The following is a 14,355-nucleotide window of genomic DNA, read 5'->3' as shown; positions in this document are numbered from 1 at the left end:
GACAAGCGGGACGCTTGTCGCTACGAGAATCCGCAGCAGAAGCTACCTACAGAAAGAGCCTACACCCAGTCTAATCCCTCGCGCGGGCAGACTCCGCGCGTGTCTTAGAAATCAGACACCCCGCCCGCATGCCCTATCACCACGCTCCCGTCCCCAAGGGTGATACAGCAAGGCGCTTTGGCGATTCTCTGGCTTCTGTCCCCGCGGATCGCATGCTGTATCACTCTCTCCCGCTCAGGGGTGATACAGCATGCGGCCGCGTGCCCCGGCCCCGGCCCTGAACATCGCCCCGGCGTTGCGCGCAAACGCCTTGACGCGCATCTCCCCGGGGATTACACTGCCGTGGGTGGCCCCCAACCGTCCCCCAAGGAGAGGAAGCGATCATGCGAGAGCCGAGCATCCCACGCCGCCAGTTCCTGCGCGCCGCGGCCGCCACGGCGCTGGCCGCGCCCGCCGTCGTGTCGCCCAACGCCCTGGGCGGACCGGGCGCGCCCCCGCCCAGCGACAGCGTGAACATGGGCTTCGTGGGCCTCGGCGGCCACGGCATCGGCCAGAACCTCAACGGCTTCCTCCGCCAGCGCGACGCGCGCATCGTGGCCCTCTGCGACGTGGACGCCGCGTGCCTGAGCCGCGGCCATCAGGTGGCCGTGAACACCCTGAACAACGCCGGCCGCACCGCCGAGGCCGACGCCATCTTCACCACGCCCGACTGGCGCCGCGTGGTCGAGCGGCCCGACGTGGACGCCGTGATGGTCTCCGCCCCCGACCACTGGCACTGCCTGATGTCGGTCACCGCCATCCTGGCGGGCAAGGACGTGATCTGCGAGAAGCCCACCTACAACATCGCCGAAGGCCGCGCCCTGGCCGACACCGTGAAGCGCTACGCCGCCGTGTTCCAGACCAGCACCGAGGACCGCTCGATCGCCATCTACCATCGCCTCGCCGAGATCGTGCGCAACGGCCGCCTCGGCAAGCTCCAGCGCATCGTCGTCACCCTGCCCCAGGCGCCCGGCAGCCCGGGCGACCCCACGCCCCAGCCCGTGCCCGCGGGACTCGACTGGGACATGTGGCTCGGCCCCGCGCCCATGACCCCCTATTGCCCGGGGCGCGTGCACTTCCAGTTCCGCTACGTCTCCGACACCGGCGCCGGCATTCTCGCCGACTGGGGCTGCCACCAGTGCGACACGGCCCAGTGGGCCAACGACACCGAGCGCACCGGCCCCATCGAGGTCGAGGGCACCGGCTCACGCTTCGACACCGGCCTCTACGACACCTTCCACACCTACGACCTCACCTACCGCTACGCCAACGGCGTGGTGCTGAACATCAAGAGCGGCGGCACCGGCATCCGCTTCGAGGGCACCGACGGCTGGGCCGAAAGCCCCTCGTGGTGCGCCCCCATCCGGGCGAGCAACATGGACCTCGTGAACGAGCCGATCCCGTCCACGGGCGTCCACCTGTTCACCTGCCCGGCCGGCGAGCACCGCAACTTCCTCGACTGCGTGAAGAGTCGCAAGGACCCGTACTTCCCCGCCGAAGTGGGCCACCGCTGCGCCTCGGTGCTGCACCTGGGCACCATCTGCATGCTGCTGCGGCGCAAGCTGCGCTGGGACCCCGTGGCCGAGGAGTTCCCCGGCGACGCCGAGGCCAACCGCCTGCGCGGCCGCGCCATGCGCCAGCCGTGGCAGATCTGACACAGCCCTTGCGGCGCCGAGAGTGTGGCTACCGGGCCTTCGGCACCAGGTCCACGAGGCCCAGGTCAATGTACTGGCCGCCCATGGTCTGCTTGCAGTGGACGGCGAGGACGTTCCTGCCGGGCTTGAGGGCGGCGGCGCCCTCCTTGGTCAGCTCGAACTCCTCGTACTGCGTGGTGAAGCCGCCGATCTTCACGGCCAGCACGCCGTTGATGTAGACCTCGGCGTCCTCATCATGGTGCATCGAGAGGGCGGGGTTGACGAGCTTGGTCGAGGGCAGCTCGACGGTGCGGCGAATCCAGATGTCGGGCGTGCGCCACTCGGTGCGGACGGTGGTGCCGGGGGTGTTCCGGGTGCCGAAGCCGGCGGGGCCTTCCTTCCAGCCCTTGTCGTCGAAGTCAGGCTTGAACCAGTCGTCGGCCGGCTTCTCGGTGGTGTAGCGCCAGGCGATGCCTTCCTTCTCCGACGTGGGCACGATGACCTTGACGTCGGGCGGGGGCGGGAACTCGCCGCGGTTGGCCTTCGCCGCCGCCTCGAGGTCGAGCTTCACCAGCTCACGGTCGTAGGTCATCAGGCCGTTGCACTCGGTCTCCACGTCGCTCGTCTGGGTGTAGATGCCGGCGCACAGGCCCTTGTCGCGGAGCTGGTAGAGGCGCTGGAGGAGCTTCACGTACTGCTTCGTGAGGTCCTCCTGGCTGGCCGCGCCCCGATAGCCCCAGTGCTTGGCCGTCCACGTGTGGCCGTCCACGCCCAGGCCGAGTCCGCCGAACTCGCCGAGGACGGCGGCCCGCTTTTCCTCGACGGGCGGCATGGCAGGGCCGGGGTAGGCGTGGATGTCGTGCACGTCGCCGACCTTCATATCCGTCCAGCCGCTGGCGTTGTTCACGAGGCGGGTGGGGTCGAGCTTCTTGATCAGCTCGCAGTAGCGTTCGGTGTCGTGCTGGCCCCAGCCCTCGTTGAAGGGCACCCACATGACGATGGAGGGGTGGTTGCGGCGGCACTCGATCATGCGGACGAGTTCGATCTCGAAGTTCTTCTTCGCCTGCTCGAAGCGCTCGAAGGCGGCGGGGCCGGGCTTGCGGACGTTGCCCTGCTTGTCCTTCGTCTCCCTGGGCGGCTCGACGAACATGCTGGGCATGTCCTGCCAGACCAGGAGGCCCAGCTTGTCGCACCAGTAGTACCAGCGGCTCGGCTCGTACTTCGTGTGCTTGCGGGCGCAGTTCATCCCCAGCTTCTTCGTCATCTCGATGTCGTAGCGCATGGCCTCGTCGCACGGCGCGGTGTGCAGCCCGTCGGGCCAGAAGCCCTGGTCGAGCGGCCCGATGTGGAAGACGGGCTTGCCATTGAGCATCATCCGCGTGATCCCTGCCTCGTCCTTGCCCAGGGCGATCTTCCGCATCCCGAAGTAGCTCTCGACCGAGTCCTCGCCCAGCTTGATCGTGAGATCGTAGAGGAACGGCGTGTCGGGCGTCCAGAGCTTGATGTCGGGGATCCTCAGCTCGGCCGTCTCGTCTACCACGGCCTTTGCAGTGCCGATCTCCTTGCCGCCTGAATGGACGACGATCTCGGCGGTAGGCGGCTTGCGCCACTGGCCCGCGCCCTTCACCGTCACGCGCACGAGGCCGGCGTCCACGTCGGGATCGATCCGCAGCGAGTCCACCCAGGCGACGGGCACCGGCTCGAGCCAGGCGGTCTGCCAGATGCCGGTGGACGGCGTGTACATGATGCCGCCGGGGTTCTTGCGCTGCTTGCCGATGGGCTGGAAGCCGGCGTCCGTGGGGTCGAAGACGGCGAGGACGAGTTCCTGCGCGCCGTCGGCCTTCAGCGCGTCGGTGATGTCGAAGCTGAAGGGGTCGTAGCCGCCGCGATGGGTGCCCAGCTCCTTGCCGTTCACCCACACGGTCGTTTCCCAGTCCACGGCCTCGAAGTGGAGGAGCACCCGTTTGCCCTTCCACGCCGCGGGCACATCGAACGTGCGGCGATACCAGAGGCGCTGCTTCTCGTCCACCCTCTTCATCACGCCTGAGAGCGCGGATTCGACGGGGAAGGGGACGAGAATCTTGCCCTCCCAGGCCGTCGGCTGGGCGGCGTCTCTGGCGACGATTGCATAGTCCCACAGGCCGTTGAGGTTCTGCCATTCTTTGCGGACCATCTGGGGGCGCGGGTATTCGGGCCAGGCCTTGTCGGGCGCAACGTCCTTCGCCCATCGGGTCATCAATGGCCCCTTGGCCATCTGCCATTCGGCGGCGAGGGCTGATGCGGCGAGTCCCAACGCAACGACGAACCCCAGCGACCTCACCTTCACGGCAAGCTCCTTCAGGTTGGTAGTGCGGCCTTCAGGCCGGAGAGGTACGGGCTGAAGCCCGCGCCGCGAACTCGGCGATCCTTCCCGGGGCACGATGCCATTTGCCCCTTTCCTCGAACGGCGTCATAGGATACACTATTTGCCTCTCGCAGCCAAGAGGAGTCTGAATGCACGAGCCTGACCTCCCCGAGATCACTGTGAAGGCGGTGGTGCTGGGCGTGCTGCTCTCGATGGTGCTGGGGGCGGCCAACGCCTATCTCGGCCTGCTGGCGGGGATGACCGTGTCGGCCTCCATCCCCGCGGCCGTCATCTCGATGGCCGTGCTGCGCGGCTTCCGCCGCGCGAGCATCCTGGAGAACAACATCGTGCAGACGGCCGCCTCGGCGGGCGAGTCGCTCGCGGCCGGCGTGATCTTCACGCTGCCCGCGCTGCTGATCCTGGGCGCCTGGGCGGAGTTCGACTACTGGCAGACGACCCTCATCGCCGGCCTCGGCGGCCTGCTCGGCACGCTGTTCACGATTCCGCTGCGGCGGGCGCTCGTCGTCGAGGCCAAGCTGGCCTTCCCCGAGGGCGTGGCCACGGCGGCCGTGCTCCGCGTGGGCGCGAAGGCGGGCGGCGGCCTCGGCCCCCTCGTCTTCGGCGCGGGGCTGGGCGCGCTCTTCAAGCTCGGCGAGACGGGGCTTCACCTCTGGACCGGCTCGGTCGAGGCCGCGACGCGGGCGGGGCGCTCCGTCTTCTGCTTCGCCGCGAGCCTCGCGCCCGCGCTGGTGGGCGTCGGCTACATCGTGGGGTTCAACATCGCCGTGCTCGTCTTCCTGGGCGGCGCGGCCAACTGGTTCGTCGCCATCCCCATCGCCGCCGCGGCGCAGGGAGCCGGGCCGGAGCCCGAGCCGTCGGCGCTGGCCTGGACCCTGTGGAAGACGCAGACCCGCTACATCGGCGTGGGCGCGATGATCGTGGGCGGGCTGTGGGCCATCGTGCGGCTGTGGCCGAGCCTCGTGCGCGGCATCCGCTCGGGCCTGGCCGCCTATCGCCACGCGCGCGACGGCGGCTCGACGCCCCGCACCGAGCGCGACGCGCCGATGCCGTGGGTGGGCATCGCCCTCGTGGCATCCGTCGTGCCCCTCTTCGCGCTGTTCCGCCACCTGGCGGGCAGCACGGCGGTCGCGGCCTTCCTCGCCGTCGTGATGCTCCTCGCCGGGTTCCTGTTCTCCGCCGTGGCGTCGTACATGGCCGGGCTGGTCGGCTCGTCGAACAACCCCATCTCGGGCGTCACGATCGCCACGATTCTCACGACCGCCCTGCTGCTCCTCGCCCTCGGCGTAGGCGGCGCGGCGGGGCCGGCGGCCGCGATTCTCGTCGGGGCCGTGGTCTGCTGCGCCGCGGCCATCGGCGGCGACGTGCTCCAGGACCTCAAGACCGGCCAGCTCGTGGGCGCCACGCCCTGGAAGCAGCAGGTGATGGAGGCCGTGGGCGTGGCGGCCGCGGCCCTGGTGCTCGCGCCCATCCTCTCGCTGCTCCTCGCCGCCTACGGCATCGGCGAGCCGACGGCCACGCACCCGAGCCCGCTTCGCGCCCCGCAAGCCACGCTCATGGCCTCGGTGGCCCGCGGCGTCTTCGCGCGCGACCTGCCGTGGGGCATGGTCGCCATCGGCGCGGCGGCCGCGGTCGTGGTGGCCGCGCTCGATACCGTGCTCGAGCGCCGCGGCAGCCGCTTCCGCACGCCCGTGCTCGCCGTGGCCGTGGGCATCTACCTGCCGCTCGAACTCGGCGTGGCCATCTTCGCCGGCGGCCTCATCGCCTGGATGAGCGAACGGACGCTCCGCCGCCGCCGCGCCCGGCCCGCCGCCGAGCCGCACGGCGTGCTCCTGGCCGCCGGCCTCATCACCGGCGAGGCCCTCCTCGGCATCCTCCTCGCCATCCCCATCGTGCTCAACGCCGGCCAGAACCCCCTCGCCGTCGGCCCCGCAGGCGGGCCGCTCCGATGGCCCGCCGTCGTGCTCTTCCACGTCGTGCTCATCGCGCTCTTCCGCGTCGCCACCCGCCCCCCGCGAATGGAGGTGCCCCATGCGAATCGTTGACTGCCACGTCCACATGACCGGCCCCACCGACACCGCCGAGGCGCTCGCCCAGATGGACGCCTTGGGCGTCGAGCGCATCCTGCTCATCTCCGAGACCGAGCGCGTCTCCCTCCAGAAGACGCGCGAGAATCTCCTCGCGGCCAGGAAGGTCTTCGACGGCGCGCCCGACCGCATCGGCGGCCTGGCCTGGCTCAACCCCACCATCCCCGGCATCGCCGGCCTCGCCGAGGAGGCCGTCACCGAGCTCGGCTTCACCGGCATCAAGATCATCCCCGACCACTGGTACGCCTACGAAGAGCGCCTCGAGCCCTTCTGGGAGCGCCTGCACGCCCTCAAGGCCCGCGTCCTCTTCCACACCGGCATCCTCTACGGCTACGACGACGGCTCGCGCTTCTGCCGCCCGCTCTGGCTCGAAAAGCTCCTCCACTACCCCAACATCCGCTTCGCCATGGCCCACATCTCCTGGCCCTGGTGCGAGGAGGCCCTGGCCGTCATGGGCAGGATGCGCGCGGCGGCGGGCTACGACAAGACCCGCTGGCAGAGCTACATAGACACCACCCGCGGCACCCCGCCCCACATCCGCAAGGCCGCCCTCGCCAACGCCCTCGAGTTCTGCGGCGTCGAGCGCGTCATGTTCGGCACCGACGGCTGCCTCCCCGGCCGCCTCGCCGGCCAGAAGTGGCACATCGAAACCGACCTGGCCATCCTCGACGAACTCGGCTACACCCAGGCCCACAAGCAGCGCTACTTCGCCGGCACCGCCGACGAGCTCTTCCCCCCCAGGAGTTGAACAGGCCGGCGGCCGGCCCGCGCGCATCGCTGTTCGCGCGCCCCCGGCCTCACGCCCATACTTGCTCACCGTCCGGACGGGCCCGGCGCGGCCGGAATCGCGAGAATTGCCCATTCTCCCCCTTCCGCCCATACTTGCTCACCGCCCGGACGGGCGCTGTATGGCCGGAACCGCGGCAATCGCCTACTCTCCCGCTTCCGTCCATACTTGCTCACTCTCTCCCCCTGGGGATGAGCAAGTATGGACACTTGCCCCCGGGCCACGCGCCCCTGCCGACACCCCCAGCGCATCCATCGAAATGTCATCGCAGCCCATAAACGCCATAATGACAAGGACTTATGTCCTCATTAGGTGCCTGGCACCGCATGTGCGGGCAGGCGGTCATTCCTTCTTGTTCCTCAGCAGATCCGCCATGGCCCAGCCGAGGCGGAGGCCGACTTCCAGGTAGGTCTCGGCGTTGCGGTTGTAGTGGTAGCCTTGGTTCTTCGGCGACACGTCCGCCTCCCGCCACAGGTCGCGTGAATCTACGGCCTTCACGTTGCCGGCGAACTCGGGGTGCTTCTTCGCGTCGGCGATGGCGAGCTGCGCCTCGGCGATCTGGAGCCCAAGACCCGTGCGTCCGGGGTTCCCGCACCCCGTGGCCAGCACGAACTTGGCGTCGGGGGCGTCGAAATCCTTCCGAAGGCACTGGATGAACCGCACGAGGTTCTGTTCGTAACGGCTGGCGTGAGCCGCACTGCCCGTGTCCTTGTGGCCCTGCCAGAAGACGAAGCCGGCGACCTCGTAGCCCTGGCCCCGGTAGTCGGGCCAGCACTTGGCGAGGTTCTTCAACACATCCTTCGCGTCGGCCACGTCGGTGTCGTACTGCTTGCCGGCATACCAGTCTATGGCCTTCCCGGTCTTCCTGTCGGTCCACGCGGGAGGCTCTGTCGCCGTGCCCTTCTCCTTGTCCATGTCCCAGAAGGGCGGCCGATCCTTGTAGCCCGCGTACACCTTGCCCTCGAACTCGTACCGCTCGCTGCCGGGCGGCAAGAGGTCCCAGCCCAGGCTGCGGTTGCCGATGCACGACTTGAGGACGAGCACGGGCTCATCGAGGACGTAACCCATGACGTAACCGAAACCCAGTTCCGGCCCGATCGTCTTTCCATTGTTCGAGGTCGGGCTCAGAGGGCTGCCCTTCTTCACGCGGGCGTCGTAGTAGTAGACGTCCGTGCGAACCGTCCAGTTGCCCGCCTCGTCCACCAGCCACGGGTACTTGCCCTCCTTCCTGGTGAGGTAGGCGAGGGTGCCCTTGGTGGTCTCCGGCCCCAGCTCCCCCATGCCGACCATGTTGGACTGCCCCATCAGGATGAACACCTTGACCGGCTTCGTAACGTCGGGCGCCTTGGCGTCGGGCCTGGGCAATTGGGGCCTGGGGTCGGCGTCGGCCCTCTCGGCCGCCGAGACGCCTGCGAGGCCGGACGCCAGCGCGGCGAGGAGGTATGCGAGCCTGTTCACGGGTTCATCTCCTTTCGCCATGGTGGAGGCGGAAAATGCAGATGCCCTCCGTCGCCCGGTCGAAGCGCGCCACGGGGCGGAAGGCATGCCAGAAGAGCTCGGGCCGGGCGTCGTCGCGCCAGTAGACGTCCAGCGTCGCCGCCTGGTCATAGCGCCAGCCCCGACTCTCCCAGGCGGCGAGTATCCTGCGGAGCGGCTGGACGACGGGCCCGAAGGCGAGAATGACGTCGGGCGGCACGCGGTCCTTGAAATGGATGTCGGGCAGGCCGCGGAACTGCTCGGCCGGCGGCCAGCTCAGTTGCCAGGCGTAGACCGCCCGCGGCGCGTGGAACATCAGCGGCGAGACGGCGTACTCGGGCAGCACCCACACGCTCTCGCCCTCGGCCACGTTCGCGTTGACCCACGCCGCTGCGGCGCCGTAGGCGGTCGTCCGCGGGCGGGCCAGCTCGCCGAGGTACTCGGCGAGGGTCGAACGCACAGGGTCGCCCAGGTGCGGGCCGAGCTGGAGCAGGTTCGTGCCGAAGGCGGCGACGGCCAGCGGCACAGCGGCGGCGGGGAGTCGTCTCCCCAGCGCTCGAACGCATAGCACGCCCAGCGCGATGCACAGCGGGACCAGCGGCACGAGGTAGCGCACATCGGCGAAGCTGGTCACGCTCACGGGCTGGGGCGAGAGCAGGGTGGCCGCCGCCACGTAGACCAGCAGCGCCGTGAACGCGCGGAGGAGCCAGGCGTCCCGGGTCGCCCAGCAGAGCACCGGGGCGGAAAGGATGAGCGCGGCCACGCCGAACTCGCATCGGCTCAGGTCGCGCAGGTTCCACCAGAACAGCGTCGCCTTGTCGGCGAGCCAGGACGCGCTCTCGTGGGGCACCACGGCCTTGCCGAGCGGGTTCCACACGGCGACGATCAGGCCGCCGAGAATGACCTGCGGGGCGAAGAGCAGGGCCAGATCGCGCCGCGCCAGCCGGCAGCGCCGGCGGCCCCAGGCCAGGTAGTCCGCCGCCGCGCAGGCGTAGAACGCAGCGTAGTTGATGTAGTTCGTCGCCAGCAGGCACACCGAGAGGGCCGCCATCGCCAGCAGCCATCGCAGGCGCTGCGCGCGAGGCGTCTCTGCCTCGCGACCGTGCACGTAGAGGTACGCCAGCGCGGTCGAGAGGAGCATGGCCAGGGCGTAGTAGCGGCACTGGCGCGAGAAAAGCATCAGCGACACGTTGCCGAGAAGCGCCACGGCCAGGACCCCCCAGGCCGAGGGGGGGGCGCTCTGCCGCCACGCCCAGCGCACCATCAGCGCCACGGTGGCCAGGCCGCAGAACGCGAACGGCAGGCGGCCCGCCCAGGCGGAACCGCCCAGGATGCCGAGAAACGGCGCGGCAACGTAGTAGGCCAGCGGCGGGTCGAAGCGGTGGCGAAGGTTCTCCAATGCCGCGCCGCCCTGGAACGCGAGGAGATTGTGCCCGATGACGGCGCCGGTGTCGCCCGTGCGCCACACGCTCTGGGCGAGCAGCGCCGTGTAGGCCTCGTCGTTCCAGAAGGCGTGGCGGCCCAGCCGCGTGAAGAGCAGCGCGGCGCTGCCCGCCAGGATCACCCCCGCCGCGATGGCCTCCGCGCGCCTCATCTCATCTCGCATTCCCGTTGCACGGGCGCCCCCGCCACGGCATAATGATGGCAGGTTGGCTCATTCGCGTCAAGACCGCCTGAAGGCGGAACTCCAGGCGACGCGGGCCCCTCCGGTTCGGAGTCCCGCCTTCAGGCGGTCTTGAGTCTCCGGAGGCGCAGGAATGCGGCGGAGAGTTGTCACGCCATTCGCTCCCCTCGAGTGGCTCCTGATTCTCCTTCTGGCCGCGGCGGCGCAGGCGCAGCAGGACACGTGGAAGGGCGTCGAGCGGATCGTCGCCGTGGGCGACGTGCACGGCGACTTCGGCCAATTCGTCAAGGCCCTTCGCGCGGCCGGCGTGGTGGACGACAGGAACGACTGGGCCGCCGGCAAGACCCATCTGGTGCAACTCGGCGACGTGCTCGACCGCGGCCCCGACTCCCGCCGGGCGATGGACCTGTTGATGAAGCTGGAGGCCCAGGCCGCGAAGGCGGGGGGCGCCGTGCACGCCCTGCTCGGCAACCACGAGGCCATGGTGCTGGCCGGCGCCTGGTTCTACCTCCACCCCGGCGAAATCCAGGCGTTCGGCACCGCGGCCGACTTCCGCCAGGCGATGAGCGCCGAGGGCGCCTACGGCCAGTGGCTCCGCCGCCACAACGCCGTCATCCAGATCAACGACACCCTGTTCGCCCACGCCGGCCTCCTGCCGCTGTGGGCCAAGCCGTCGCTCCGCCAGATCAACGACGCCGTCCGCCGCGAGCTCGGGCAGGAGGAGGAGGGCGGCCTGACCCTCAGCTACACCGGCCCGCTCTGGACCCGCTTCCTCGCCCTGGGCGACGAGGAGGAGGTGGCCGCCGCGCTCGACGAGGTGTTCGCCAAGTACGGGGCCAAACGCATGGTCATCGGCCACACCGTGGCGCGCGAGGGCGTGCTCGTGCGGGCCGGCGGCCGCCTGGTGCGCGTGGACGTGGGGATGAGCGAGTACTACGGCGGCCCCGCCGCATGTCTGGTGATCGAGAAAGGCGACCTCTACGAGGCCCGCCACCCCGACCTCAAGCGCAAGCTCGACGTGGACCGCGCCGCGCCCGCGGAGGCGAAGAAGGCGGGCTGAGCGCGCGTCACGCGATTGAGGCCGCGAGCCCGGCCGCCTCGGCGCGGCGCGCGATCTCGGCGAGCCGCGCCGCGCTCTGGCGCTCGCCCGCCACCTCGCCCGCTCGCCCGAGCCACTCGTACTTGGCGCCCGACCAGGGGTTGAAGGGCAGGAACTCCACCCGCCGCAGCCCGCGCTCGCCGAGGAACGCGAACAGCGCGTCCAGGTTCGCCTCCGTGTCGGTGATGCCGGGGATGAGGGGCACGCGGACCACCACGTTGCGCCCCGCCAGCCGCGCGGCGTTGGCCAGAATCCCGCGGTTCGACGCCCCCGTCCAGCGGCGGTGCTCGGCGTCGTCCATCAGCTTGAGGTCGAAGAGCACCAGGTCGCTGCGCGCGGCGAGCCGCTCGAGCGTTTCCCAGCGGCAGGCCCCGCACGTTTCCATCGCCGTGTGGATGCCGCGCTCCTGGCAGCCCGCGAGGATGGCCTCTGCGAAGTCCGCCTGCCGCGTCACCTCGCCGCCGGTGAGCGTCACCCCGCCGCCCGAGTGGTCGAAGAAGGGCTTGAGCCGCTCCGCCTTGGCCACGATGGCCTCGGCGGACATCCGCACGCCCTTGACCGCCAGCGCGCCCGAGGGGCAGGCCTCGACGCAGCGCCCGCAGGCGAGGCACTTGTCGCGGTCCAGAGCGTGCCGCGCCCCGCTCAGCGCGTGGACGCCTCGCGGGCACACGGCGCCGCAACGGCCGCACAGCACGCAGCAGTCGCGCAGGAAGATCACCTCGGGCTCGGGGCGGATGGATTCGGGGCTGTGGCACCAGCGGCAGGCCAGCGGGCAGCCCTTGAGGTACACGGCCAGGCGAATGCCCGGGCCGTCGTGCACCGCGAAGGTGTCGAGGTCGAAGAGGAGGCCCTCGGCGCCCGTCACGAGCGGGCCTCCTGGCGGCGGATGTGGTGGTCCTGCTGCTCGCGGCTGAGCATGGTGAAGTAGGCGCACCAGCCGCCCATGCGGACGCGGAGCGACTGGTAGCGGTCGGGCTCGCGTTGGGCGGCGCGCAGTTCCTCGGTGTCGGCGACGGTGAGGGTCATCATGGCGCCGCCGCTCTCGACGAAGCCGCGGACGAGCCCGGCCATGCGCGCCGTGCCTGCATCGCCCTCGACCAGGCGGCGGGCCAGCCGCAGGTCGAGCGGGCCGCCCGCGGGCAGGCGCTCGGGGTGCATCTTCGCATACGACAGGATCGCGCTCGGCAGGCCGTCGAGGTCGCGGCCCAGCGCGGGCGAGAAGTTCGACGACACGGGTTCGCCGGCCAGCCGCCCGTCGGGCGACGCGCCCAGGCCCTCGCCGATGCCGATGTACCAGGAGAACGTGCCCACGCCCGCGGGAAAGAGCACAGTGGCCCGGTGGGCCTCGGCGTGGCGGGCCACGGCCTCGGTGAAGGCGGCGATCACGTCACGGCCCACCGCGTCGGCGCGGCCGTCGTCGTTGCCGTACTTGGGCGCGCAGAGCAGCCGCCTCCGCAACGCCTCGTGGCCCTCGAAGTTCGCCGCGAGGGCGTCGCACAGCTCGGCCATCGTGGCTGCCCGTTGCTCGAAGAGGACGGTCTTGATGGCCACGAGCGAGTCGATCGCGTGCGCGGCGCTCTCGGCGAGCATGCCGAAGGTGCGGTACTTCGAGCCGCCCGCCGTCATGTCGCGCCGCGCGGCGATCGCACCGTCCATCAGCGCGCTCAGCAGCGGCACGGGCGCGATCGTGCTGCGGTCGTTCACGGTGTCCGCCACACGGCGCACCACGCGGCCGACCATCGAGTCCATCTGGGTGAGGAAGGCCCGCCAGACGTCGTCGAACGACGCGAAGGCGCGCGGGTCGCCGGTGTCGGGCGCGGCCTCGGAGCGGTCGCGGCCCAACGCCCAGAGCAGGCACAGCATCAGGCTGAGGCGCTGGAACACGAAGTTGGTGCGGCCGGGGAGGATCACCTCCCAGCAGCCGTCGTTGGTGTAGTCGCGCGCGTCGGGGGTCGGGATGCCGAGGCGTTCGAGGGCGGGCACCAGGGCCTCGTCGTTGAAGAGCGCCGGCATGCCGCCGCCGGCCTTGAGCACCTCGCAGGCGCGGCGCAGCAACGCCTCGGGCGTGCCGCGGTGCAGGCGCACCGTGAGGAGAGGATTGGTCATCTCGTTGCGCGCGTAGGCGTCGAGGAGAAGGAACGACAGAGGGTTGGTGCCGTCGGCCCCCTCGGGCGTGAGGCCGCCGACCACGATGTTCTGGAGCCAGTGGTTCGTGGCGTCGAGGCCGTCGCGGCGGGTGCCGATCTGCGACGAGGTGTAATGGCGGGTGCGGCGGGCCGGGTCGAGCGGCTCGGGCTCGCGGGCCTCGGGGCGCTGCTCGTCGGTGGTCTTGGCGCGCTCGTTGAACTTCAGGCAGAAGCAGCCGACCAGCTCGGCCGCGCCGTCGAGGGTCAGGCGGCCCGCCGCCAGGTCGGCCTCGAGCAGCGGCCAGGCGTACTGGTCGAGGCGGCCCAGCGCGTTGCCGTTCATCGTCGAATGGAAGATCATGTGGAGCAGCCACACGCTCTGGAGGGCCTGCCAGAAGGTGAGCGACGGCCCCGCGGGCGCCTGGCGCAGGTTCGCGGCCATCTGCCGCAGCTCGGCCGCGCGGGCCGCGTCCGACTCGGCGCCGGCCTCTGCCTCGCAGCGCGTCGCCAGCCGGGCCGCGAAGTCCATCACCGCGTCGAGGGCGATGGCGACCGAATCGAGGAAGGCCGTCTCCTGCGGGGTCGCGGCGAGGGGCCGCTGGGCCTCCGCATCGGCGCGGATGCCGCGAAGGCCCTTGGCGAGCAGTGTCGGATAATCGGGCACCACGTGGCCGAAGACCGAGCGGATGCTCAGCCCCTTGGCCGCGGCGGCGTCGCGCTCCGCGTCGGTGGCGTAGTCGGGAAAGCCCCACTCGGCGTGCACGCGCGGCTCCTCGAGCGTCATCGAGCCCGCGAAGAGCTGGCCGCGCCAGAGCTCGGTGGGCATGGCCGCCAGCTTGAGGGCGATGGCGCGCGCCTTGCGCACCGCGAGCGGCTCGGCCATGTAGCACTCGGCGATGCGCGCGGGACACTCCCACCGCACGGGCGGCTGCTCCATCGCCGCGCGCACGCGGCGCCGCAAGGCGGCCAGCCGCGTCGTATCACGCATCTCACACCCCTTGCCGTGTGACACGAAATGGACCCGTCCGCCTTCCCCTATATCATCCCGCACACGCCTCCTCGAGTCAAACGCCGGAACGCGCTTGCTATTCTCCCGCCGATCCGCTATGATAACGGGTCAG

General features: G+C 70.6%; 9 protein-coding genes. 4 read left to right on the top strand and 5 right to left on the bottom strand.

Annotated elements, in window-relative coordinates; genetic code table 11:
• Window positions 1–383: 383 nt before the first annotated feature.
• The gene (locus PLE19_03505; GenBank protein HPD13985.1) at window positions 384–1,694 is read left to right on the top strand and encodes a Gfo/Idh/MocA family oxidoreductase; all 1,311 of its coding nucleotides are present in this window, start codon (window positions 384–386) and stop codon (window positions 1,692–1,694) included.
• A 28-nt stretch (window positions 1,695–1,722) separates the two neighbouring features.
• Here PLE19_03505 and PLE19_03500 read toward each other — a convergent pair whose 3' ends face one another.
• Window positions 1,723–3,927, bottom strand: a complete 2,205-nt coding sequence (locus PLE19_03500; protein ID HPD13984.1) for a glycoside hydrolase family 2 TIM barrel-domain containing protein — start codon at window positions 3,925–3,927, stop codon at window positions 1,723–1,725.
• 239 nt (window positions 3,928–4,166) lie between these two features.
• Between PLE19_03500 and PLE19_03495 the strand changes: the two genes are divergently transcribed.
• Both PLE19_03495 and PLE19_03490 read left to right on the top strand, forming a co-directional pair.
• Window positions 4,167–6,080, top strand: a complete 1,914-nt coding sequence (locus tag PLE19_03495; protein HPD13983.1) for an oligopeptide transporter, OPT family — start codon at window positions 4,167–4,169, stop codon at window positions 6,078–6,080.
• Window positions 6,067–6,870: an amidohydrolase family protein gene (locus PLE19_03490; GenBank protein ID HPD13982.1), complete on the top strand. Its 804-nt coding sequence runs from the start codon at window positions 6,067–6,069 to the stop codon at window positions 6,868–6,870. Before PLE19_03495 ends, PLE19_03490 begins: the two co-directional genes overlap by 14 nt.
• Window positions 6,871–7,251: 381 nt before the next feature.
• Here PLE19_03490 and PLE19_03485 read toward each other — a convergent pair whose 3' ends face one another.
• Window positions 7,252–8,367, bottom strand: coding sequence for a sialate O-acetylesterase (locus PLE19_03485; protein HPD13981.1), 1,116 nt, complete (start codon window positions 8,365–8,367; stop codon window positions 7,252–7,254).
• Window positions 8,368–8,371: 4 nt separating this feature from the next.
• Window positions 8,372–9,979 carry a hypothetical protein gene (locus PLE19_03480; protein ID HPD13980.1) on the bottom strand — a complete coding sequence of 536 codons (1,608 nt, stop codon included), beginning with the start codon at window positions 9,977–9,979 and terminating at the stop codon, window positions 8,372–8,374.
• Between the two features lie 163 nt (window positions 9,980–10,142).
• On the opposite strand from PLE19_03480, the gene PLE19_03475 reads away from it, so the two are divergent.
• A complete protein-coding gene (locus tag PLE19_03475) occupies window positions 10,143–11,069 on the top strand; it encodes a metallophosphoesterase (GenBank protein HPD13979.1) in 927 nt (308 codons plus the stop codon).
• 7 nt (window positions 11,070–11,076) lie between these two features.
• On the opposite strand, the gene PLE19_03470 is transcribed toward PLE19_03475, so the two are convergent.
• Together PLE19_03470 and PLE19_03465 are read right to left on the bottom strand one after the other, a co-directional pair.
• Window positions 11,077–11,973, bottom strand: coding sequence for a glycyl-radical enzyme activating protein (locus PLE19_03470; GenBank protein ID HPD13978.1), 897 nt, complete (start codon window positions 11,971–11,973; stop codon window positions 11,077–11,079).
• Window positions 11,970–14,222, bottom strand: coding sequence for a pyruvate formate lyase family protein (locus tag PLE19_03465; protein HPD13977.1), 2,253 nt, complete (start codon window positions 14,220–14,222; stop codon window positions 11,970–11,972). Before PLE19_03465 ends, PLE19_03470 begins: the two co-directional genes overlap by 4 nt.
• Window positions 14,223–14,355 lie beyond the last annotated feature (133 nt).

The organism is Planctomycetota bacterium, from assembly GCA_035384565.1.
Lineage (GTDB): Bacteria > Planctomycetota > PUPC01 > DSUN01 > DSUN01 > DAOOIT01.
This window is presented reverse-complemented; position numbering and strand designations above follow the sequence as displayed.